Here is a 22428-nt window from a genome sequence, read left to right as displayed (position 1 = left end):
GGTTACCCAGAAAACCAATATCATTCAACAAAATACATGCCTATTGGACATCTCTGTCCAAAATAAACGCTTAAATTGGGAACTAGTGAGTTTGCTGTTCCGGCTTTTGGTGGGTATTCTGTAATTGGACAAAGAGTAGTGCCTCGACCTAATTCTGATGCTGACCGGTTCTTTCTAAAACGGGGCACAAGAGTAGAAGATAGTAGATGGATAGTGGGAATGTCAGAAAAGAAATACAAAAGCACTGCGGTTTCCTCTCTGAGGATGTCAGAGGTTGAGGCCTTCTTGGAAAAGGTTGAGCGTACNCCTGCCGTAAGGAGTGCAGGTCGATCAGGCCGATTAATCTTTGCTTTGGACGCTACTGCTAGTCGTCAAGCCACCTGGGATGTAGCTATGGATATTCAGGCTCAAATGTTCNCNGAAAGCAGTTTAATAGGCCGTTTGTCCGTACAACTTGTNTACTACAGAGGATTCCAAGAATTTTTTGCAGGCCAATTCTCCAGTGACCCAGCCCACATATTGAGAGATATGGCAGGGGTATATTGTGTTGGAGGCCGCACTCAAATCACCCAAGTTCTCCAACATGCCTTAAAGGAGCATAAAAATCCCAAGGTGGATGCACTTATTTTAGTGGGGGATGCGTGCGAGGAAAATATAGACTTGATTGCAGATTTGGCAGGGCAAATGGGAGTTAATAGTCTTCCAGTATTTACGTTCCATGAGGGTCCGGATGTTGAAGGGCGCCGGGCATTTGAGCAAATTTCTCGGCTTTCTGGTGGTGTCTTTAACGCCTTTGATTCCTCTAGCCCAGAAACGCTTCGTCGATTACTGTCTGAGGNCGCAATTTTCGCTGTTGGTGGCAGGGATGAATTGCGTCGCTTTCAAAAACAAAGTGGGCAGCGATTGATACGTTTTGACCAAAGGAATTAATTTTTCGGAATTTTAGAATGCTTTATTTGAGCATTGGCTGCGCTCTGGTACTCATGTTGTTTGTACTAGGGTGGGCCTTTATAACGGTAGACCCGGCAAAATTGGCACGGTTTTTGCGCTGGTTTGTGGTCATTGCGGCTTCTTGCTTAGCGTTGTTTTTGATATTTCGAGGGCAGGCCTTGCTCGCGGCGGCTCCCGCGGCTGTTGCAGCTATCGGATGGCGGGTCTTCAGATTGGTTCCATTGGGTTTGTGGTTTCGGCTTTTTCAAATGGGGCGCGCATTTTCCAGAAGTAGAAAATATTCCCGCCATGGCACTAGGACTGGCTCTGAAGGAACGTCGACAGTTAAATCTGATTGGGTCCAAATGCGTTTGGATCATGTATCTGGGGTATTGAATGGGACGGTGATTAAGGGCGAATTTTTAGGAAAAGAACTAGATGGATTGGGCATTCCAGAGCTTGAGCGATTATTGTTCGAGGTGAGGGAAGATGAGGCATCTCTGCGACTTGTCGAAAACTACATGTTGCGCAGGTTTGGTGAGGAATGGGCGCAGAGGACTAGTGAAAGTAACAGCCAGACTGAGGCCGGTAATTTGAGCCGGGAAGAGGCTTACGAGATCCTTGGCTTACCCCTTGGTGCGGATGAAGAGGCCATACGGAGCGCTCATCGGAACCTCATGGCTAGTAATCACCCGGATCACGGTGGCTCATCTTATCTTGCAACCAAAATAAACCAGGCCAGAGATACATTGCTCAAATCCTGACCTGTTTACCCTATGCGACGATTTGCAGACATAATTTTTTGTATGCTTGGGGAAAGTCGCAATTGACGGGTGCGAGTGCTCTCCTTATACACCTACCTCAGGTCCCCTTCGTCTAGTGGTCTAGGACACCGCCCTTTCACGGCGGAAACACGGGTTCGAGCCCCGTAGGGGACGCCATTTGATGCTGAATTCAGATGGTTCAGTCGGGGTTTTCTGGCGCCCATAAATTACCAAGTTTAGCAGAACTTCCTGTGTCAAATGTCACCTACAATTTAGAAGCGTGCAAATGGCGGTCACGAGTGGCAAACGATTATTGGGCCGGAGGATTGCCTTCGACTTTGGGCGTATCCGAGTGTAAGTCGCCGTAAGGTATTTGGTGTGCTGTCCAGATTTGAATATCAGGTTTCAATAATGAAGCGGTAGTGGCTTAATAATTAAAGTCTATACTTGGAAGATATTATTGTTGCCGCAATTATATTATAAATATCTAACATCTTTGCTTCTAAATACCTGGGTGGGTTTTGTGCTTAAAGTACTCTGAAAATTCTTTTGTGGAACACCCATTATTATTGAGCAAGCTGTTCTCGTTTGTTTTTTATAATATTTACAGTGGCAAATGCCTGTTATTGCCACCTCGTCGTCAATCTGATAGCCGACTGACCCGCAGAGACCCCCTTGAATGCTTGACACGACGTTTTCCCCTCAAATGTCTGTCGACTTAGGAACAGGTGTTACAAGGTTAGGAGACGGAGGAAAATAAAAAATTATTGATCTGCCCCTTGGCCTACTATTGCTAACCATTCCTTCGCCATACGGGTCGCCATTTCAGTTTCTGTTGTTTTCATCAGGGGAGAAATGGCTTCCAAAGCACCAGTAGCGTCAGGCTGCCCTAGGTTGGCTGAAAGATAGAACCACTTGTAACCTTCCACTAGGTTCCGCGGGGTTCCCTCTCCGTTAATATGCATTTGGCCAATAGCGTACATTGCTAGTTCATCGAGTTGAAGTGCTGCCTTCCTGTACCATTTCATAGCAGAGGTTTTGCTATGTGGTACCCCGGCGCCTTTATGGTAGAGGACGGCCAAGTTGTACTGAGCCGGTGCATAGTCTCGTTCTGCAGCAACTATGTACCATTTAGCTGCTTGGAGCAGGTCTAACTCGGTTCCTAATCCGTTTTCGAAGAGGACCCCTAAATTGTACTGGGCTTTNGGATGGCCATTCTTTGCAGATATACTCCATTCCTCAAAAGCNGCTGANTAGTCNCCTTGTTTCGCCGCAGNTATGCCCTTGTCATAATCTGCCCTGGCAACAGANANGATGGGTTGGGAGAAGGATAATAGAGCCAACATGAATAANGCCNNGTAGGTGGTGGCTATTAACCTTNCTATGTTANAGTTCAAGTTTTCCACNATNGATTTCATCNCTATTTAGTTNTGAGCNAGCATTAACACAGGAGATTATGACGTGAATAGACTGCGAGGCAAGGTGGCATTGGTGCTTGGTGCTGGCTCAGTAGGGACTGGTTGGGGGAATGGTAAGGCATGTGCCGTCTTATTTGCTCGTGAAGGTGCTAGTGTCTTTGCTGTGGATAAACGTAAGTCTGCTGCCGATGAGACGAAGCGCCTAATTGAGGAGGAAGGGGGTGCTTGTGTGTCATTTGAGGCCGATGCCACCGAGGCAGAATCGGTGAGCCATATGGTAGACGCCTGTGCACAAGAATATGGGGCTATACACATACTTCAAAACAACGTTGGTGGATCGGTTCCCGGAGGGGTTGTCGAGATGCCAGAAGAAGTGTGGGATGCCAATATAGAGCACAATCTAAAAAGTGCTTTTCTTTCGTGTAAATATGCGGTTCCAGTTATGTTGAACTCGGGCACAGGGTCTATAGTCAATGTCTCCTCCATTTCCGGTATGAGGTATCATCTTGGACGTGATATGGTTTCCTATAGTGCGGCAAAGGGAGGTCTCATGGAACTCACCCGGGCTGTTGCCTTAAAATATGCGGACCAAGGTTTAAGGGCCAATAATGTCGTTCCTGGTTTGATGAATACTCCTTTAGTTACGGAAAGAATAGCATCTCAGTATGGCGACGGTGATGCCAAGAGGATGATCGCTTCTAGGGATTCCGTGTGCCCGACAGGAAAGATGGGAGATGCTTGGGATGTTGCGTACGCATCCCTTTTCCTGGCTTCTGACGAGGCCAAATATGTAAATGGAACGGAACTTGTTGTTGATGGTGGTCTTACAGCACGGTGTGGCTAGTGGATGGCCATAGGTTTTGTGACCTTCTTTAATGTGTAGCTAGAAACTTTAGCAATTCTTTATTAAAAGTGGCTGGTTGTTCTATGTTAAGGAGGTGTGAGGCTTGTTTTATGATTTTCATTTCGGCGCCTGTCACGTTTTCCTTGATTAGCTCCGAAGCGGCTGGCGGGGTGCTGGGGTCATCCTCTCCGACTAATAAAAGGGTCGGGCAGCGTATCTCCTTTAAGATGTTTAGTTGCGCCAAAACCTTGATTGCTTCGCCACAATTGGCAAATCCATGCGGTGGGGTTTGTCTGATCATTTCGCGCACTCGAGTGAGGCTTTTTGCGTCATTTTCGAGGAATTTTTTTGTGAACCATCTTTCCACGGTGCTGTTCACCAATCCATCCATTCCTTGAGTGTTGGCTATTTCAATTCTTTCGTTCCAGGCTGGTCCTACTTCTGGTGGCATTTGGCACGCGGTGGCGCAAAGAGTAACGCTTTCCGCGAGTTCGGGGTATGAGGTTGCAAACCGTTGCCCTATCATTCCGCCCATGGAAAGGCCAACAAAATGGGTTTGTTCGATCTCTAGTGCTCGTAATAGAGCGGCTACGTCGTTTGCTAAGAGAGTTAGATCATATGGAGCATTAGGCGCTTCTGTTTCGCCGTGCCCGCGAGTGTCGTAGCGCAAGATTCGGTAATTTTCCTCCAGCGCACCCAACTGGGGCCACCACATTTCCCGGGTAGTTGCCAAGCTATGGCTCAAGGTAATAACCGGGCCATCTGGCTTTCCAGTCAGGTCATATCCCATCAAAATCCCGTTGGCCTCAATTATCATTTTTTGCGCCTTTCACAAATAGTGGTGCCTGCCCCAGCTTTTGTACAAAAATTATCAGAAAGAAAGTTTTTGATGACCGATGCGGGCATGCTACGTTTGCCTGGATCGGGCGGATAAGTATGCAAGCATATCTTTTTCACTGGCTGGAAGAGCCCGCTTTCGAAAATCCATATAGCTTTCGTAGACTTTCATCGCGTGAGGGTCTTTCGCAGCGGTATCATACAATACATCGAGGCTGGTACTTAGAAATGTAGAAACAACGTCGTCAGGAAACATCCTAAATTCTACCCCCTTTTCTAGGAGCGTCTGGTGGGAATCGGCATTGTGGTAGACGTTTTCTGAGTACAGCCGCATTGTTCCGTTATTTGCAGCAACTTTGACTATTTCCTTTAGGTCATCACTTAGGCTGTCATAAGCATCATTGTTGACTGTGAGGGACTGGTTGGGACCAGGTTCGTGGANCCCTGGAAGATAACAATACTTNGCAATTTTGTAGAAACCAAANGCTAGGTCAGCCCAGGCGTTTCCCCACTCTACTGCGTCTACAACNCCNGACTGCANTGAGCTCATAATTTCTCCTCCTGGCATATTTACNGAGGTTGCTCCCATTCTATTAAGNACCTCNCCNGGCAAACCAGCCATTCGTATTTTCATGCCTTTCAGNTCNGAGAGCGAGTTTACTTCTTTNTTATACCAACCGAAATACGAAGGTGGGCTAGCCCCCGATACAAAAGACCGCACACCAAAATCAGACCACATTTCATCCCACAATTCTTGGCCGCCTCCCCAGTGGATCCAGGCTACTTGCTCGTGGCCGGCTAGCCCGTTAGGAACTCCGCCAAAGAAGGGGGCCCCAGGGTGCTTGGCTGCCCAATACCCGTCCCAACCGTGGCCCATTTCTGCGATGCCTTCTCTAACCGCATCAAACAGTTCAAACGCTGGAACAATTTCACCAGCTCCATATACTTTAACTTCAAGCCTGCCTTCACTCATTTTGGTTATTTGCTCGCCTATGGCGTTCGCTGTAGTCCCAAGTCCGGGGAAATTTTTGGGCCAGCAGGTGATCATTTTCCAACGTTTCCTGTTCTGTGAAATAGCTGGGGCAGGAAAGCTGGAGGCCACAGCGGCAGTTGCGACGGCGGCACCTTTTAGGAAAGATCGGCGTTTAATGCTCATAGCGTGCAATCCAATCATCTGAGTTTGATCAATGGTCAGAAAAAGGTAGCACGACCCTCATCTGAATAAAAAGGTTCTGTTAAGAGAAATTCTGACCTAGAGAAGATATTTAGGAGTAATGCTGCTATGATTAAAGTGTGTTTGACTTATTTTTCGCTAAGACAGGGAAGTCGGCCCTAGAAAGCGGACCGTTACTGTAAGCATCAGAACTTGGCGGAGTTTGGTGTTATGATGGAAATAAAAAAGCTAGATGCTTCCTTTGGAGCGGAAGTTCTCGGTCTTGATTTAAAGTTTGAAAATTTTGATACCCTTATGAAGAAACTGACTTCAGTTCTTTATGAGCACCGATTGTTGGTGATCAGGGGGCAGGAAATGGAACCAGAACAATACCTTAATTTCGGCCGGCAGTGGGGAACCCCTCATCCTCATGTACTGGATCACGCAAGAATGAAGGGCTTCCCGGAGTTATTAGAAGTTGGAAACGTGACGGAACGTGCCAAAGAAGATGCGGTGCGAAATGGTGCCGTTCAGTGGCACACAGATCAGTCTTATGAGGAGGAACCTGCTAGTGCAACAATGCTGTATTGCATTCTAGCTCCAGAGGTTGGTGGGGAGACTCAACTTGCAGACCAAGTTGCAGCTTATGCAGCACTAGATGAGAAAACAAAGGCTACGATCGATACGATGGTGGTGTTGCATCAGTATGGAGCAGGTCCAACCAGGAGTGATGAGCAGGCGGCTGACCCAATTAAAACGAAGGCACAAAAGGATAGTCTCCCGGTGGTTCGACATCCTTTGGTCCGAAGACATCCTGTAACAGGGTATCGTGCTCTTTACGGGGTTTCCGGGTCTTCTTTTGGAATTGAGGGACTGGAGCCTCAAGAAGGAAGATTCTTACTGGAAACCTTAAAGGAGCATGCAATTAGTGAGCGATTTGTGTACCGCCACAAATACCGCGTGGGAGATGTAGCAATATGGGATAATCTTTCGACGATGCACTCTGCTACACGTATTGAATATGCAACCGGAAATGCGGACAGGCGGCTGTTGTACAGAATTAGTGTAAAGGGTGCGCCACTTATACATGACCAAGCAGCTTGATTTTCTCGCGAGACGCAAATTTACTTCGTTTTGGGTTGCGAATATTTTTAGGGAATTTTGGAAATTAGAGTTACAGTACTAGTCTGCATTATTAAATTGCCCAATCGCTCCAAAAATTATTCGCACTCGGTGGGTTATCTTCCATGGAGTCGCGGGTATCTATCCACCATTGGTAGTTTTCGCTTGGACCGAACCTTTCATCATCGACATAGGTTAGGCCATCGAGCTGGAAGTCGCAGGGAATAATTACCCGTACTAATGGCTCACCATTTTCCGCGGAACGGTTGATGCCCGCTGAATGAAGGGCTCTTGGGTGCCAGAAAATTACGTCGCCGGCCGAACCTGTAAATTCTACAGGAGTTGTTTGTCTAATAATTTTTTCGCGTGCCCGCAAAAATTCTTGGGATTGATCAGGGTCCATCCCACCCCCATGAGCCGTATTCCAGTAACGGTGGAGTTCTATGTGAGAGCCTGGCCAAAGCATAAAACCACCACATCGTGGCCTAATTTCATCAGCGATTGCCATGGCCGTTACGTGAGAAGGAATATAGTCGACATGGACATTGTATTTGTCTTGTGAGCCTGGTTTGGATGGGAAAACACAATAAATCCCCCGCACGCGTCTTGGAGGCTTAACAGGTGAACCAATGAGGCCTTCAACTACTTTTAGCATATTCGGAGAGTTTGCTATATCTTTGACAAGAAAGTCCTCGGTCCCTAGACCATCGGGTCCCTTTGAACGAATTTTCCAATTCTGGTGTTTTAGATGTCCGATCTTCAAGGAGTCGGACTCAGTCCATGCGTCTTCAGGGGGTTCTATCCATGTTTGGGGATTATTTTGTTCCATCAAAGAGCGGGGTACGTTGGCCCAAATATGGTCCTTTATTTTCCGAAAGGTCTCTTCATCTTGGATCAATCGCCTCTTGACTATGAACCCTTCTTTCTTGAAATGCTTAATTTCCTGTTGGTTCAAGACGGGCGTTGGATCAAAATAGTCAGGGTCCCGGAAAGTAAGAGGTTCCTTTATAGAAATCTCTGAAGAGATTACCAGGCTGGCTGGATGCCCTTCATTATAGTCCGCTTCTCTAAGAATTTTTTGTGCGGCCATTTTAACCGATTCTCCCAATGTATAGTCGACTGGTTTGGCGCAACCGCGAGACGAAAAACACCAACAAAAGATTAGAGGGGAACCATAGCTGAATTAGTATGGGTGTAAAAACAAAAAAGTTTATGAATGATGTCAACAAATGGAGGATAATGTAGTAATTGGCCGCTGGCTCGCAACCTGATTTGATCATCCGTGCAATTGGTTTCAATGTAGTAACGTCTTTCACAGAAAATATAATGTTATGATGATTATAGACTCTCAAGTTCATGCCTATGAGGAAAACACAGAAAATCGGCCGTGGGATACCATTCCCGAATGGCCAGAGCAGGTAACAGGGGACCGGATGGTGAAGGCTATGGATTCTCTAGACATAAAGGGTGCCATATTAGTTTCTCCCTTTTCATTATATGGTTACGATGCTTCTTACGCGGTCGAGGTTAGAGCCAAATACCCAAAGCGTTTTGGATTGGTTAAACCGGTGGACCCGATGGACCCTCAGGTCGGTGAGGTAATTTCTGCCTGGAAGTTAACCCCTGGTGCAGTTGGAGTTCGGCTCATGATGACGCGGGCCCCTGTTTCGCCAAGGCAGTGGATGGGAAGTGATAATCCAAACTTTGATTTGGTGTGCCGAGCGGCAAGTCGTAATGACCTGCCGGTTAATTTGTTGTGCTGGGACAATCTGGAGGCAGCCTTTGAGCTTATTGATCGGCACCCAGAGACCCGTTTTATCATTGATCATCTAGGAGTTTTATAGCCCATGAAGAGATCGTTTCACGGCGATCAGTGGGCGGCCTTGCCCCGAGTTCTGGAACTGGCCAACTGTCCAAATGCTGTCATTAAAGTGAGTGGGGTGTGCACGCTCTCCAGCGAAGGGTACCCGTTTTCTGACATATGGGAGCCGTTATCTCGGATATTTGATGCCTGGGGTATAGACAGGTGCTTATGGGGTAGCGATTGGACACGGACTTTTGCTTTAGTCAATTATCAGGAGGCTGTGAAGCCATTTTGCAAAACGGATAGATTAACGAAAAGTGAAGTGGGTGAGTTGATGGGGGGAACATGCGCAAAAGTCTATGGTTGGAAGCCCAAAAATGTTTAAGGGGTGCAACCCTCATTTTAGCAGATTAGTCTGATCAAAAATCTTAAATCACGGAAATATCCAGGAAAACTGCTAAAGTGGAGGCCGCCCCCGGAGTCGAACCGAGGTACACGGATTTGCAATCCGCTGCATAGCCACTCTGCCAGGCGGCCCATGAAAACCTCAGCATATTTGGAGGCTCCGCAACGATATAGGCTGGTCATGTGCGTGGGTCAAGCGGCAGTGCCGACATAAATGTTATGATCAACTTGTGAACAAGCTGTTACAATACATTGAATACCGCCCGAAGCATCAGTATAAGTTTGTGATAAGGGGCTCAAAGCCCCTAATCTATGATTGTGCTCCGCATGCGGTGTCGTCGCGGAATGAATACCTTGGGAAAAAAGGCTGGAATTTACGGATGCCAGATTTTACAGCGATGCGGCAGAACATGGTTGACGGGCAGGTATTACCAAACCAAATAAAGCATAAAGCTTTGATTGGGGCACTTGCAGATACGCCTAGGGAGGTCTTTGTTGAAGGAGATCAGAAGGGTTATGTTTATAGTGATAGGGATATTCAGTTAGGAGCAGAACGTTTCTTGATTAGTGTGCGTGTTTTTGCTGGGTTAGTCGAGGGTTTGTCTCCATCTACAGAGGACGTGGCATTGGACGTGGGATGTGGAACTGGATATGGGACTGTTATTCTGTCAAAATTATGTGGCATGGTGGTTGGGATTGAAGATGATTCTGGACTCGTGGGCAGAGCATCAGCTTTATTAACGGAACTAGAGGTAGATAATGCTGTGGCTGTCCAAGGTCCTCTTGGCGGTGGTTTCCAGAAGGAAGCTCCATACAACGTAATTCTGGTGGAGGGGGCCTTGCCTCAGGTTCCCCAGAAAATAGTTGAACAATTGGCGAATGGTGGGCGTATGGCGGTTGTGCTAAACAAAGGAAGGGGATTGTACGAAGCTATTCTAATAACTCGAGTTAGGGATAGTTTTGGGAGCCGTGTTCTGTTTAATTCCGCTGTGCCTTCATTGCCTGGGTTTAGTGCAACTTCCGTTTTCGCATTTTAAGTTAGGGCATGGGTTGAGAAAAAGGACGGTTATATGAGTAAGATGGTGGGATTGGTCGCGCTTGGGATGGTGGTCTTATTTTTGGGGGCCTCAGCAAATGGTGTTGCCCAAACAAACGACCTCACGGGAGCTTTGACTAAAGCGTATAATACTAACCCGGGCTTGTTGGCTGAACGGGCCGGATTGGGAGCCGCAAATGAGCAGGTTCCGCAGGCGTTGTCTGGCTGGAGACCTACGGTGAATGTGAGGGCGCGTTTCAATCGTGAGTATTCGGATTCTGTCACAGCATTTACATTCTCGGCAGGCGAAAACACAATTAATAGCAAATCCTTGTCGTTGGAGTTAAGTCAACCTTTGTACAAAGGGGGGCGGACGGACAACAACGTTAAGAGTGCGGAGGCCCGAGTTCTGGCGGCGCGAGCCCGGTTGGCAGATGTGGAGCAGAAAGTACTTTTTAATACGGCCGCTGCTTATTTTGATGTTGTGCGTGATCAACAGGTGACCGAGTTGAATCGCAATAATGAACGGGTGTTGAGGCGACAGCTACAGGCTACACGTGACCGGTTTGATGTTGGTGAATTAACTCGCACAGACGTTTCTCAGGCTGAAGCTAGGTTGGCTGATGCTGTCGCATCGCGTATAGAAGCCGAGGGAAGTCTCGCTATATCACGATCGGCTTTTAGCGCTGCTGTGGGAGAGGTTCCAGGGACGCTTGATTTTCCTCCTGCAGATGAGATGCCCGAGGTATTGGACCCGACTTCAAGTCAAGAATTGGCGCAAGTAAAAAACCCAACCCTAGTAGCTGCCCTTTACCTAGAACAGGCGGCTTTATATGACATTAGTTCGGCAGCTGGCACGCTTCTGCCGGAGGTGTATCTTGATTCAAGTATAGCGAGGGCCATTGATCCCAATTCATTTACTGATGAAAGAGACAGTTTCCAGATTGGTATTACGGGCCGCATTCCTTTATATCAGTCCGGTGCAGAGTATGCCAAGGTACGGGAGCTGCGTATGGTTGCTGTGCAGCGCAAGAGGGAGGTCGATAATCTACGTCGTATCGTGCGTGAAAATCTCTTTCGTTCGTGGGAGGAAGTTGTCGCGGCCAGGGCCAGGATCTTGTCTTTTGAAACATCCGTTGATGCCAATGAGATAGCGTTAGACGGGGTCAATCAAGAGGCTGAAGTTGGTGCAAGAACCATTCTTGATGTTCTAGACGCTGAACAAGAGTTGTTTGAGGCTAAGGTAAACCTGGTTAGGGTGAAGAGGGATGAGGCTGTTGCTTTGTATAACTTGTTGGCTATCAGTGGCGGGCTAACAGCGAGGGCATTGGGTTTACCCGTTCAGTATTACGATGCTGAGTATCACTACTCTTTGGTTAGGGATAAGTGGTATGGAGTTGATAGCAAGGGCTCGGGCGGTTCTATACTCGATTTTGATGCTCTAGATGTATTTGATGGAAGTAGCATCCTGGACTGGATGAAGTAGGAATTTGCGGTCTATGAACGTTTTCTAAAACAGTAGATGTAGATTTTGACTATCTGGCTGAAGATTGGAGGGAGCGCGATTAAGGCGGCCAATAAATAATGGTAGATAGTAATCGTAAGAAAGCTGACAGCACTAAAGATATTCTTGCCTCAATCCGGAAGACTATGCTGGAGGGGTCCGGAGAACTCCTCTCAGATGGATATAGCGGCGGGAATCCAACTGGCGTTTCACGCTCGGACAAATCGGTTGTTGAGGAGTTGCGCCGACTGATAGATCAGTATCGTGACCTTCCTGAAGATTTGGTAAGGGCTGTGAACGAGTTGGAGTCGGAGACTGAAAACAGCACCCAAGAAATGGCGGATGATGGGCTGCTTGAGCTTGAGGAGCTGTCCGATAGTACCAGTGCAGATGGGGATGGGAAGGCTGTGGCCTCCGAGCCTTTGGTGCCGGACTCCATTAAACACTTTGTAGAGGTCACGGCGGCTAATATGGGAATATCTACCTCGAATGGTGATGGGAAACTGGACGAAATTTTGGCTCTGCTGTTTAAGATTATGGCCTATCGCTGGCTGGATGAAAATCTTCAACCTCTAGTTAAGAAGCTAGTGCGTAATGAGATAGAACGCCTTGCTAAAACTTTGTGAATTAGAGTAGTAGCTGTAGTAATGAAGTAATGAGGTAAGGTTTTGATAGAACAGCTGTCAGTCTGGTGGGTTGCTTTTCTTGCATTCATATTTTATCCGATTGGTTTATTCGACCAGGGGGTTGAATAAAGTGGTAAATGAGAAATGTTAGATAAAACATACCGCCCAGAGTTGGTTGAAAAGGACGTGCAGACCCGTTGGGAGGGAAAGAAGCTCTTTTCCTCGTCCCATCTTTCTGGTGATCCCTGGACAGTTATGATGCCTCCTCCGAATGTTACCGGAAGTCTTCATATGGGGCACGCTCTTAACATGACACTGCAAGACGTTGCTTCTCGCTATTATAGAATGAAGGGTAGGAAGGTTTTGTGGCAACCCGGTATGGACCATGCGGGTATAGCGACACAGATGGTTGTTGAGCGGCAGTTAGCGGAGGAGGGCATAGATCGAAGGTCGCTTGGGAGAGATAAATTTGTGGAGAGAGTTTGGAAATGGAAGGAAGCGTCTGGCGGCACTATTGGGACGCAACTCAGACGTTTGGGCGCGTCCACCGATTGGGAACGAGAGCGGTTCACTCTGGATGAGGGGTTAAGCGAAGCTGTTCGAAAGGTTTTTGTGAATCTCTATGAGGACGGTCTTATATATCGCGATAAGCGATTGGTTAATTGGGATTGTCAGCTTGTCACGGCCATTTCGGACTTAGAGGTCGAGCAGAGGGAGACCAAGGGGCATCTCTGGTACATAAAGTACCCGATTGAAGGTGAGAATTCTAAGTGGATTACCGTGGCAACTACTCGCCCAGAAACTATGTTGGGAGACACTGCTGTCGCTGTGCATCCTGAAGATCCAAGATATAAAAACCTTATAGGGCGCAACGTAATTCTTCCTTTGGTGGGGAGACGAATTCCCATTATTGGCGACAATTATTCTGATCCTGAAAAGGGATCTGGAGCAGTGAAGATAACCCCAGCCCATGACTTCAACGACTTTGAGGTTGGAAAACGGCATGACCTCGAGGCGATTAATATACTTGATAGTAAGGGCTGCCTTAACAATTTAGTGCCAGACCCATACAAAGGTATGGATAGGCACGAAGCGCGAGAACGAGTGGTTGATGATCTAAGGTCCTTGGATCTCATGGAGTCCATAGAGGAACACATTCATACTGTCCCATTTGGTGATCGCTCTGGTACGGTCATTGAACCCTGGATGACAGACCAATGGTACGTTGATGCAAAGACACTTGCTGAGCCTGCCATAGAGGTTGTTAAAACTGGTCAAGTAAGGTTCATTCCTAAAAATTGGGAAAATACGTATTTCGAATGGATGACTAATATTCAACCATGGTGTATTTCCCGGCAATTATGGTGGGGTCACAGGATACCGGCATGGTTTGGTCCCGACGGCGAAATTTTTGTAGCCATGACTGCGGAAGAGGCCGCCGCCGCCGCTGAAAAGCATTATGGATATCAAGTGTCGTTGTCTCAGGACGAAGATGTTTTGGATACTTGGTTTTCATCTGCATTGTGGCCATTTTCAACCTTGGGTTGGCCAGATCGTTCGTTGGTTCTAGACCAACACTATCCAGGTAATGTGTTGGTAACAGGGTTTGACATAATTTTTTTCTGGGTTGCCCGGATGATGATGATGGGACTTCACTTTATGGAGAAAGCTCCATTCTCGGATATCTACATTCATGCTCTTGTAAGGGACGAAAAAGGGCAAAAAATGTCTAAGTCCAAGGGTAACATCATTGATCCTGTCGAGTTGATGGACCTGTATGGTACTGATGCCCTACGGTTTACCTTAGTGGCTATGGCAGCGCAGGGAAGAGACATTAAGTTGGCAGAGCGGCGTGTGGTGGGATATCGGAATTTTATAACAAAACTTTGGAATGCAGCCCGTTTTGGTGAAATGAATGGTTGCCTTCTTGATGCAAATTTTGATCCTAGTGAATGTGGGGGTTCTATAAATCGATGGCTTGTGGGGAAAGCGGCTGATTGCACCTCTTCGGTAGAGGCGGCTATCGAGTCATATCGTTTTAATGAGGCAGCCGACACACTTTATCATTTCACTTGGGGCACTTTTTGTGATTGGTATGTCGAGTTGGCTAAGCCCATCCTATATGGTGATGAGGGGGTGATGAAAGAGGAGACAAAAGGAACATTTGCTTGGGCATTAAGTCAAGTTCTCCATCTTTTGCATCCAATAGCCCCGTTTGTCACGGAGGCCCTTTTTAAGGAAATGACGGATGGCAAGAGTGGCGAATTAATGTGTCAAAAGTGGCCTGCTGTCAATAATCTCAAGGTCAATGAGGAAGCCGCCGCCGAGCTGGATTGGGTGATTGATTTGATTGGAAAGATTCGTTCAGTTCGGGCAGAAATGCGTGTCCCTGCTGGATCAGAGCTTTCCTTGTACTATACCGATGCTAGCGATGTCAGAGTAGAGCAACTAGATAGTCATGAGGCTCCCATCAAACGGTTGGCCAAAATTTCAAAGATTGAACGTTTGGAAATGGGTATTGAGGATTCAGTAAAGATTATAATGGGAGAGATCACCTTTTACCTGTTTCTAGGAGAAGTTATTGACTTAGGTAAAGAAACCGAGCGGTTGCAGAGAGAAATTTCTAAATTAGTTGCCGAAAAACAAAAAGTCGAAAAGAAATTGGGAAATGAAAAGTTTTTAAGTCGTGCTCCGGAAGAGATTGTCGAAGAGCAGCGCGAGCGTCTTGCGGAATACACAACCAATCTATGTAATTTGCAGGCCTCTCTGAAACAATTGGTGCGCCATTAATAGGGGCGGGTAGAAAGGTGTAAGCGCCATTTGAAAGATGTCCATGGGTTTGGTTTTATGTGAGTTAAGAGTGATGGCCAAGATTCCACGATATGTCCTTTTTTGTTGCTTATTAGTTATTAGCAATCCTGTTCTAGGCAATAGTATTCTAGATTTGTTTATGTCTCCTGCCGACGAGCAACGAATTGGTGCACAGGAACACCCAAAAATCTTAAAAGCATTTGGTGGGGCGTACGAAGATCCAAAGCTCACGCCTTATATCAAATCGATAGGACAGTTCCTCGTTCGAACTTCCGAGACGCCGGGTGCAGACTTCACATTTACCATTCTTAATACACCACTGGTAAATGCATTTGCATTGCCTGGGGGCTATGTTTATGTAACTCGTGGTCTCTTGGCATTAGCTAGTAATGAAGCGGAGGTAGCTGGCGTTCTGGCACATGAAATTGGGCATGTAACGGCGCGCCATAGCGCTAGTCGAGCCACTAATACTGGTCTTGCCCAGTTAGGCCTGATTATTTTAGACGTCTTAAGTGGGAGTTCGATGGCTAGCCAAATTGGTGAAGTAGGTGCCTTGGCTGTAATCCAATCTTATTCCCGTGATGATGAGTTCGAAGCGGACAGTTTGGGTGTTAAATACCTTTCTCGGGCAGGCTTTGATCCCAATGCTATGTCAACGTTTTTAGAGAAATTAGGTGCTCATTCGTCCTTCGAGTCCGCGCGTTTGGGGGTAGCACAGCAGAAAGGGATAGATTTTTTTGCTTCACACCCAAGAACTCCGGAGCGTGTAAGAAGAGCAATCCAACTGGCTGGAACTCGCCATGTGGACAAACCCATGGTAGCGCGCGAACTATACTTAAGAAAAATTGATGGAATGCTTTATGGTGATGCCCCTGATCAAGGAATGCACAAAGATGGACTTTTTATTCATCCGGTTCTGGGTTTCCAATTTAACGTTCCTAAAAGTTTCATAATATTGAATCAGAGCGACATGGTAATTGGACGCTCAAGCTATGGTGGTATGTTTCAGTTTGATGCTGATCAAAATCAAGGTCATAAGTTAGAGCAATACATTAGGTATAAGTGGGCGGATGGTGCGGCTTTATCTGAGGTATCAAATGGTACTATAGGAGGATTAAGATCGTCCTGGGGGCGCTTGTCATCCCGATCTAGTGATGGCTCCAGGGTTTGGCTGATTGCAATCGAATTCGATAATAGGCTTATTTATCGCTTTGTTGTAGCAATTCCAGATCGTCTTTCGGATTCGGAGAAAGCAGTAATGAAAAGTATTCCTTTCAGTTTTCGGAGATTAGCTGCCGATGCTGCGAGTGGAATCCGTCCGCTTAGGGTAAGAACTTTTAGAACAACTCGGGGAGACGATCTTGATGACTTAGTGAGACTAATGAGGATAGCGGACTACCCTTTGGAAAGGTTTTTGATTATGAATGGCCTGACCCAGGGGAGCGCCATACCTGCTGATACCTTAGTAAAGGTGATTGGGGATTAATTGTTTTTGCGGCCGGCACCTTGAATGTCATGATGATGGTTATTTGTAAGCTTGTTAATGTATAGGTAGAAGAATGAAAATTGCGATAGGTGGGTTTCATCATGAAACCAATACTTTTGCCCCAGAGAAGGCTAATTACCAATGTTTTATCCAGGCTGATAGTTGGCCCGGGCTTACTGAAGGTAAGCCGTTATTAGATGTGGTTGAGGGAATGAACTTGGGTATATCCGGATTTATTAATGAAAGCTCTATTTGTGGGTATGAGTTAATGCCAATGCTTTGGTGCTCAGCCAGCCCATCTTCGTTTGTGACCTTTGATGCTTATGAGCGCATCACTAGCGCTATGCTTGATCACTTAGCAAATTCAATGCCCCTCGACGCGGTGTACTTAGATTTGCATGGAGCTATGGTAACAGATCACCAACAGGATGGAGAAGGAGAACTTCTGGCTAGAGTTCGTTCTGTCATCGGTCCGGATATTCCATTAGTTGTGAGCCTTGATTTACACGCTAATATTACATCAAGAATGTTTGCCACGGCGGATGTGTTAGTAGGGTATCGCACCTACCCACATGTCGATATGGCCGAGACAGGCCGTAAGGCAGCCAAAATTCTAGACAAAATGCTAACGGGGGTTCGTCCATCGAAAGCCATGTTTAAGTTTGATTTTCTTATACCACTTGTGTGGCAATGTACATTGGTTGNACCTTGTAAATCCATATATCAAAAATTANAGGATATAGAGNNACAAAATCCCAACGTATTATCTCTGTCCTTCACGCCTGGTTTTCCGCCTGCTGACATACATGAGGTAGGGCCTTGCGTAGTAGGCTACGGCACGCAGCAATCTGAGTCAAAGATAGAGACCGCTGTACACGAATTAGTGAACCATATAGAAGGCCTACAATCCGGTTTTAACGGGAAAGTGTTTTCGCCCGATGAGGCAGTGAGGTACGCAATAAATAGCCAAACGAGCCCAGTAGTTATAGCGGACACCCAGGATAATCCGGGAGCAGGTGGAAACTCAGATACTCTTGGTATGTTGAGGGCTCTAATAAAAAATGAAGCTCAGTCCGCATTGATAGGCCTGATATATGATCCGGTGGCAGCGCGGATGGCCCATGAAGCAGGTTTAGGAGCGGAGGTCGAGCTAAAATTAGGAGCGCTATCCCAATGGGAGAGTGAACTTCCGTTGGAAGCTAGATTTTTGGTCCAAGCTATAGGGGATGGCAACTTCACAGGTAGCGGGCCTATGTGGGGAGGCGCCAAAATGCAATTGGGTCTCATGGCCGCCCTTCGTATTGGTGACATTGAGATCCTTGTTTCTTCAAAAAAGATGCAATTTGCAGATAAGTCCATCAGCAGACACCTCGGGATTGAACCGGCCGATCATAAGATCATTGTTGTGAAGAGCTCGGTTCACTTTCGGGCGGATTTTGATGACATTGCAGGAGAAACTATCGTGGCAGCAGCTCCAGGTCCCAATGCCGCGGATAATAGAGATTTGCCGTATCAAAATATACGGCCATCCCTCAGTCTAGTTCCCTCTGGTGCTTCAGTGGTTAATGGCGCCTAATTGTATATGCCTTCTAACAATATTCAGCGTTTTTAGCTAAGCGGCGGGATGGATCCTGAGTTGCCATTATTAATCTTGGCAGATTATAATATAAGGAGTTCCTCCGAGGCGGATAATTAGGGGATATTATGAACATAGAGAATCCTGAGAAGCGTGTGACAGCGTCCCAGCATGCTGAAGTCATGAATGATTATATGAAGAAGGGTGTTCGGCAGGCTAATTCGTTGGGAAATAGGGGTCCTATCCGATTTGACAGTGAAGGGAACTTGCATCGGGATATACTGGATTCCTATTGGGAACATGGCTTTTATGTCTTTGAAAAAGTTATTTTAGACAGGGAGCTTAAGGAGTTACGGGAGGATATAGAGCGGGTTCGGAAGGAAGCCGAGGCGCCTGAATCTGATATTGATGCAGATAAGAATGGAGAGGTCTCCACTCTGAACAATGGTTTCACGCAACCGTCGTATCGTTTTGCAAAGCCTCTAAGCGATCCCGTGGGAGGTACATCTAAGAATGGAGGACGTCATCCGGTAAAGATGGAAACGCCGGAAGCATCCGGAAAGGCCCCAAAGTGGGTATTGCAGAACTTAAACGGCAATTTGCAACTTATGGACTCGTGTTTGCGTCTATATGGGCACCCCGGACTTTTATCGATAGCTGCAGCTATTAATGGTCCGGATTTTGTTCCTTATAACGAGGTTAGCTTTATAAAGGAGCCTGGATTGGGTCCGTCAGTGGCTTGGCATCAAGACGGCACTACTNATTGGGATTCGCCTGATTGGGATCAGGGTGCCCATGGTTTTAATTTTATGGCGCAGCTTTATCCAAGCACTGCAGGTAATGCGGTTTGGGTTTTGCCAGGGAGCCACAAGATGGGNAAANTTGATNTAGNTAGGCAGGTNACAGANAGTGGCTCGGAGCGTTTAAGCGGTGCAGTTCCTCTTCTATCTGGGGCGGGGGACGTGATAGTTAACAACCGACAGATGTTACATGGGTCTTTTGCTAATACNTCGAAAGACCTNCGTATCACATTGAACGAAGGTTTTTTTCCAAGGGCNCGGGTNTTAAANGTTAAGACTACTAATATATTTNATGGTAANGAAGAGTTGTATGNCGAGGAGAGAATANTCAAAAGAACTGGAATTATAGCTTTAGCTATAGATGCNCGAAGGCAGCATTTTCCTGNAGANACGNCCTATGTGTANCAGCCATTAGTAGGGCATGAAGATCAATTNCGCTGGTCACAGGAAAGTCGGGAAACAATTCTTAAAGATTATAATTTATCGGATATGTTTATCTAGCCGATCAGTCCAACTCGCAAATTACGGGGGTGTGGTCAGAGGCCTTTTTCCAACCACGCGGGGTAGGGTCGATTTTGCAGGATTTTAGTCTATCTGTGGCCTGTGGTGACAATAAGAAATGATCTATGCGGAGCCCGCGATCTGACTCAAAAGCGCGACCCTGGTAATCCCAAAATGTATAATTTTCTGGATCACTATTAAGAGCTCTGAAGGCTTCGGTGTAGCCTAGGTAAATTATTTCACGAAATTTTTCACGGGATTCGGGCTTGCATAATGCATCGCCCTCCCAGGCTTTGGGGTCATAAACGTCTTCGTCCGCTGGGATTATGTTATAGTCCCCACCTAGAACGATGGGTTCTTCATAAGAAAGGAGGGTCATTGCATGGTCTTTAAGGCGAGACATCCAGGATAGCTTGTAGGGGAATTTAGGCGAGTCGACAGGGTTACCGTTAGGTAGATATATGGAGCTAACCCGTACGCCTAACGATCCCGCATCTACCCAGGCTTCAATGTAACGAGCTTGATCATCAGAGTCATCGCCAGGCAGTCCAGACCGAACATCTTCCAATGGGTATTTGGACAATATAGCCACCCCATTATAGGATTTTTGCCCTGAGACGGCGCAATTATAGCCTAAATCTTCTATTTCTAATGTGGGGAAACCATCGGAAATTGTTTTTATTTCCTGCAAAAGTAGAACGTCTGGCTGATTTTTCGAGAGCCATTTTGATACGCTCGGCAAACGGGCTCGGATGGAGTTAACGTTCCAAGTAGCTATGATCATTGGTTTTCATGTGCCTAATAATCGCAACAAATGCCCTGTTGAGCGCTCAACAGGAGCCGCTGCTGGATCAGTTAAGATCTAACCAACAGAGAATGAGGTGCCACACCCACACATAGCAGTGGCGTTTGGATTTTTAACCACAAAATTTGACCCGGCAATATCCTCGTGCCAGTCAATTTCCGAATCCTTCAGCAGGGCAACAGACATTAGGTCTATAACCAGGGAGGCTCCATTCCTTTCAATTCGGCAGTCACTTGCTTTTTGTTCTTTGTCTAGCGAAAAGGCATATTGGAACCCTGAGCAGCCTCCCCCGGAGACTGAGAGTCTGAGGGCTGTGGCACCTTCCTCGCGTTCCATTAGGTGAAGTATCCTCCCCGCTGCACTGTCTGTGAGGGAGAGGCCCCAATCTTCAGGATTAACTGATTTAGCGTTGGCCATATTGTGTACGCTCATGGTAAAAGGTTGGCATTCATGTCTATATCTAGTGATTGTAGGGATAAAGTCAATCAGTAACCCTTGCCCTAGTATATTAAAGGTGATCTAATTCTCGACCATTTTGAGTTAATATGAGCGATGCTAATTTGGCCCGATATGGGTCTCAGGCAGAAAATTCCCGCGGAAGGCTGCGTCCTGAGCAGGCTAGTCAAACCAGGACAGTTTTTCAACGCGACCGGGACCGCGTGATTCACAGCACTGCGTTTCGGCGGTTGGAGCATAAAACACAGGTTTTTGTGCATCATGAAGGGGATCATTATAGATCTAGGCTGACGCATAGCATTGAGGTTGCACAAATTGCTCGCTCTATAAGCCGTCAGCTGGGTTTAAACGAGGATTTAGCGGAGGCGCTATGTTTGGCTCATGATCTCGGCCACACACCATTTGGGCACGCCGGTGAAGAGGCTCTGAATGGAGCAATGGGCCAGTACGGGGGCTTTGATCACAATGCTCATACACTCCGTATAGTTACCAAGTTGGAAACACGATATGGAGATTTTGACGGCCTCAATCTATCCTGGGAGACCCTGGAGGGCATAGTTAAGCACAACGGTCCTCTCGAGGAGCCGTTTTGGGAAATTGAGGCCTTTAACAAAATTTATGATCTTGAATTGAAGACCTATGCAGGCCCTGAGGCTCAAGTGGCATCCTTGGCAGATGATATAGCATACAACAACCACGATATGGATGACGCCATAAGAGGCGGCTTAATCCGCCTAAATGATTTATCAGAGATTCCGCTGGTTGGTCCAATAATAGGGAAAATAACCGCAAGGTATCCTGGTATAGAGGCAGGACGGGCTGCAAACGAAGTCGTTCGCCGGGTTATCGACGGCATGGTGACGGATTTGATAAATGAGACTAAAAAAAGAGCACATGCCTTAAAGCCGAAGAGTGCGCAGGAGGTAAGAGATCTGAACGTGCCCTTGGTAGCTTTTTCAGAAAGTATGCAGGCCAGTCATCTCGTTTTAAAAAAGTTTCTATTTAATAACGTTTACCGACATCCTCGGGTGAACAGGATGTCAAGCAAAGCGCGCCGGATAGTTGCGAGACTCTTCCAGTTTTTTAATGAAGAACCGGATTGTCTGCCGTACGAGTGGAGGGAGGCGGCCGAAGGGCCTGAGACGGCGAAAACTGCTAAAGTAGTAGGAGATTATGTGGCCGGTATGACTGACCGCTATGCAATGAACGAGTATGCTAAATTATTTAATGTTTCCATGGAAAGCCAGTGAATATCTTCAATAATTTTAGAGATCTCTTATCTCAATGTATCAATAATTTACAAGATAATGGTGAGATTCCAAATAAGTTGGATTTAACGAATATTTCAGTGGAACCCCCACGAAATCGGGATCATGGTGATGTTTCGACAAACGCCGCCTTGGTGCTGGCTCCAGATCTAAAACGGAAGCCCCGGGAGGTGGCACAACTGCTTGCCACAGGTCTTTCTGGGCCACCAGAACTCCAGTCCATCGAAGTCGCCGGCCCAGGGTTTTTAAATGTCCGGTATTCTCAGGAATTTTGGCGTGATG

The 22428-nt window shown here is 46.7% G+C and carries 21 protein-coding genes and 2 tRNA genes; 16 read left to right on the top strand and 7 right to left on the bottom strand.

The annotated features are described in order from the left end of the window. Positions 1 to 75: 75 nt before the first annotated feature. The 3 genes from CMM32_02380 to CMM32_02370 all read left to right on the top strand — a co-directional run bounded on the left by CMM32_02380 (position 76) and on the right by CMM32_02370 (position 1871). Positions 76 to 930 (top strand): hypothetical protein, encoded by an 855-nt coding sequence (locus CMM32_02380; protein MBT05751.1) that lies wholly within the window; start codon positions 76 to 78, stop codon positions 928 to 930. Positions 931 to 947: 17 nt separating this feature from the next. Next, positions 948 to 1694, top strand: coding sequence for a hypothetical protein (locus tag CMM32_02375; GenBank protein MBT05750.1), 747 nt, complete (start codon positions 948 to 950; stop codon positions 1692 to 1694). A gap of 101 nt (positions 1695 to 1795) precedes the next feature. Then, positions 1796 to 1871 (top strand) — tRNA-Glu (locus tag CMM32_02370). A gap of 587 nt (positions 1872 to 2458) precedes the next feature. Here CMM32_02370 and CMM32_02365 read toward each other — a convergent pair. Beyond that, a complete protein-coding gene (locus CMM32_02365) occupies positions 2459 to 3112 on the bottom strand; it encodes a hypothetical protein (GenBank protein ID MBT05749.1) in 654 nt (217 codons plus the stop codon). A 52-nt stretch (positions 3113 to 3164) separates the two neighbouring features. On the opposite strand from CMM32_02365, the gene CMM32_02360 reads away from it, so the two are divergent. Further along, positions 3165 to 3956 carry a 3-oxoacyl-ACP reductase gene (locus tag CMM32_02360; protein MBT05748.1) on the top strand — a complete coding sequence of 264 codons (792 nt, stop codon included), beginning with the start codon at positions 3165 to 3167 and terminating at the stop codon, positions 3954 to 3956. A 28-nt stretch (positions 3957 to 3984) separates the two neighbouring features. Here CMM32_02360 and CMM32_02355 read toward each other — a convergent pair whose 3' ends face one another. Both CMM32_02355 and CMM32_02350 read right to left on the bottom strand, forming a co-directional pair. Then, a complete protein-coding gene (locus CMM32_02355; GenBank protein MBT05747.1) occupies positions 3985 to 4773 on the bottom strand; it encodes a 3-oxoadipate enol-lactonase in 789 nt (262 codons plus the stop codon). A 90-nt stretch (positions 4774 to 4863) separates the two neighbouring features. Next, complete coding sequence (locus CMM32_02350) at positions 4864 to 5967, bottom strand: ABC transporter substrate-binding protein (protein ID MBT05746.1); 1104 nt, start codon at positions 5965 to 5967, stop codon at positions 4864 to 4866. A gap of 210 nt (positions 5968 to 6177) precedes the next feature. Between CMM32_02350 and CMM32_02345 the strand changes: the two genes are divergently transcribed. After that, positions 6178 to 7050, top strand: a complete 873-nt coding sequence (locus CMM32_02345) for a hypothetical protein (protein MBT05745.1) — start codon at positions 6178 to 6180, stop codon at positions 7048 to 7050. 91 nt (positions 7051 to 7141) lie between these two features. On the opposite strand, the gene CMM32_02340 is transcribed toward CMM32_02345, so the two are convergent. Beyond that, a complete protein-coding gene (locus tag CMM32_02340) occupies positions 7142 to 8158 on the bottom strand; it encodes a hypothetical protein (protein ID MBT05744.1) in 1017 nt (338 codons plus the stop codon). A 241-nt stretch (positions 8159 to 8399) separates the two neighbouring features. Here CMM32_02340 and CMM32_02335 point away from each other — a divergent pair, with 241 nt between their 5' ends. Together CMM32_02335 and CMM32_02330 are read left to right on the top strand one after the other, a co-directional pair. After that, complete coding sequence (locus CMM32_02335) at positions 8400 to 8912, top strand: hypothetical protein (GenBank protein ID MBT05743.1); 513 nt, start codon at positions 8400 to 8402, stop codon at positions 8910 to 8912. A 3-nt stretch (positions 8913 to 8915) separates the two neighbouring features. Then, positions 8916 to 9257, top strand: coding sequence for a hypothetical protein (locus CMM32_02330; GenBank protein MBT05742.1), 342 nt, complete (start codon positions 8916 to 8918; stop codon positions 9255 to 9257). A 78-nt stretch (positions 9258 to 9335) separates the two neighbouring features. On the opposite strand, the gene CMM32_02325 is transcribed toward CMM32_02330, so the two are convergent. Further along, a tRNA-Cys gene (locus CMM32_02325) sits at positions 9336 to 9409 on the bottom strand. A gap of 248 nt (positions 9410 to 9657) precedes the next feature. Between CMM32_02325 and CMM32_02320 the strand changes: the two genes are divergently transcribed. The 7 genes from CMM32_02320 (at position 9658) to CMM32_02290 (ending at position 19617) form a co-directional block, all read left to right on the top strand. Next, the gene (locus CMM32_02320; GenBank protein ID MBT05741.1) at positions 9658 to 10314 is read left to right on the top strand and encodes a protein-L-isoaspartate O-methyltransferase; all 657 of its coding nucleotides are present in this window, start codon (positions 9658 to 9660) and stop codon (positions 10312 to 10314) included. Between the two features lie 33 nt (positions 10315 to 10347). Then, positions 10348 to 11799 carry a type I secretion protein TolC gene (locus CMM32_02315; GenBank protein MBT05740.1) on the top strand — a complete coding sequence of 484 codons (1452 nt, stop codon included), beginning with the start codon at positions 10348 to 10350 and terminating at the stop codon, positions 11797 to 11799. Between the two features lie 98 nt (positions 11800 to 11897). Beyond that, the gene (locus tag CMM32_02310) at positions 11898 to 12443 is read left to right on the top strand and encodes a hypothetical protein (GenBank protein MBT05739.1); all 546 of its coding nucleotides are present in this window, start codon (positions 11898 to 11900) and stop codon (positions 12441 to 12443) included. Between the two features lie 144 nt (positions 12444 to 12587). Next, on the top strand, positions 12588 to 15233 hold the full coding sequence (locus CMM32_02305; GenBank protein ID MBT05738.1) for a valine--tRNA ligase: 2646 nt from the start codon (positions 12588 to 12590) through the stop codon (positions 15231 to 15233). 37 nt (positions 15234 to 15270) lie between these two features. Continuing rightward, complete coding sequence (locus tag CMM32_02300) at positions 15271 to 16740, top strand: peptidase M48 (GenBank protein ID MBT05737.1); 1470 nt, start codon at positions 15271 to 15273, stop codon at positions 16738 to 16740. Between the two features lie 73 nt (positions 16741 to 16813). Continuing rightward, entirely contained in the window at positions 16814 to 18316 is a 1503-nt protein-coding gene (locus CMM32_02295; protein MBT05736.1) for a microcystin degradation protein MlrC, read from the top strand. Positions 18317 to 18444: 128 nt separating this feature from the next. Further along, positions 18445 to 19617 (top strand): phytanoyl-CoA dioxygenase, encoded by a 1173-nt coding sequence (locus tag CMM32_02290; protein ID MBT05735.1) that lies wholly within the window; start codon positions 18445 to 18447, stop codon positions 19615 to 19617. Between the two features lie 4 nt (positions 19618 to 19621). On the opposite strand, the gene xth is transcribed toward CMM32_02290, so the two are convergent. After that, entirely contained in the window at positions 19622 to 20401 is a 780-nt protein-coding gene (xth, locus tag CMM32_02285; GenBank protein MBT05734.1) for an exodeoxyribonuclease III, read from the bottom strand. 78 nt (positions 20402 to 20479) lie between these two features. Further along, the gene (locus CMM32_02280) at positions 20480 to 20839 is read right to left on the bottom strand and encodes an iron-sulfur cluster insertion protein ErpA (GenBank protein ID MBT05733.1); all 360 of its coding nucleotides are present in this window, start codon (positions 20837 to 20839) and stop codon (positions 20480 to 20482) included. Positions 20840 to 20967: 128 nt separating this feature from the next. On the opposite strand from CMM32_02280, the gene CMM32_02275 reads away from it, so the two are divergent. Both CMM32_02275 and CMM32_02270 read left to right on the top strand, forming a co-directional pair. Further along, positions 20968 to 22128: a deoxyguanosinetriphosphate triphosphohydrolase gene (locus CMM32_02275; protein ID MBT05732.1), complete on the top strand. Its 1161-nt coding sequence runs from the start codon at positions 20968 to 20970 to the stop codon at positions 22126 to 22128. Then, positions 22125 to 22428 (top strand): arginine--tRNA ligase (locus CMM32_02270; protein ID MBT05731.1); only part of this gene is annotated, 304 nt, incomplete at its 3' end. The genes CMM32_02275 and CMM32_02270, both read left to right, overlap by 4 nt.

The sequence above is a fragment of the Rhodospirillaceae bacterium genome, assembly GCA_002728255.1.
Lineage (GTDB): Bacteria > Pseudomonadota > Alphaproteobacteria > UBA7887 > UBA7887.
This window is presented reverse-complemented; position numbering and strand designations above follow the sequence as displayed.

Coding starts and splice junctions, on each gene's coding strand:
- CMM32_02375 (MBT05750.1), top strand. CDS start 948: ATGCTTTATTTGAGCATTGGCTGCGCTCTGGTACTCATGTTGTTTGTA.
- CMM32_02355 (MBT05747.1), bottom strand. CDS start 4,773: ATGATAATTGAGGCCAACGGGATTTTGATGGGATATGACCTGACTGGA.
- CMM32_02345 (MBT05745.1), top strand. CDS start 6,178: ATGATGGAAATAAAAAAGCTAGATGCTTCCTTTGGAGCGGAAGTTCTC.
- CMM32_02340 (MBT05744.1), bottom strand. CDS start 8,158: ATGGCCGCACAAAAAATTCTTAGAGAAGCGGACTATAATGAAGGGCAT.
- CMM32_02335 (MBT05743.1), top strand. CDS start 8,400: ATGATGATTATAGACTCTCAAGTTCATGCCTATGAGGAAAACACAGAA.
- CMM32_02330 (MBT05742.1), top strand. CDS start 8,916: ATGAAGAGATCGTTTCACGGCGATCAGTGGGCGGCCTTGCCCCGAGTT.
- CMM32_02320 (MBT05741.1), top strand. CDS start 9,658: ATGCCAGATTTTACAGCGATGCGGCAGAACATGGTTGACGGGCAGGTA.
- CMM32_02315 (MBT05740.1), top strand. CDS start 10,348: ATGAGTAAGATGGTGGGATTGGTCGCGCTTGGGATGGTGGTCTTATTT.
- CMM32_02310 (MBT05739.1), top strand. CDS start 11,898: ATGGTAGATAGTAATCGTAAGAAAGCTGACAGCACTAAAGATATTCTT.
- CMM32_02305 (MBT05738.1), top strand. CDS start 12,588: ATGTTAGATAAAACATACCGCCCAGAGTTGGTTGAAAAGGACGTGCAG.
- CMM32_02300 (MBT05737.1), top strand. CDS start 15,271: ATGTCCATGGGTTTGGTTTTATGTGAGTTAAGAGTGATGGCCAAGATT.
- xth (MBT05734.1), bottom strand. CDS start 20,401: ATGATCATAGCTACTTGGAACGTTAACTCCATCCGAGCCCGTTTGCCG.
- CMM32_02280 (MBT05733.1), bottom strand. CDS start 20,839: ATGGCCAACGCTAAATCAGTTAATCCTGAAGATTGGGGCCTCTCCCTC.
- CMM32_02275 (MBT05732.1), top strand. CDS start 20,968: ATGAGCGATGCTAATTTGGCCCGATATGGGTCTCAGGCAGAAAATTCC.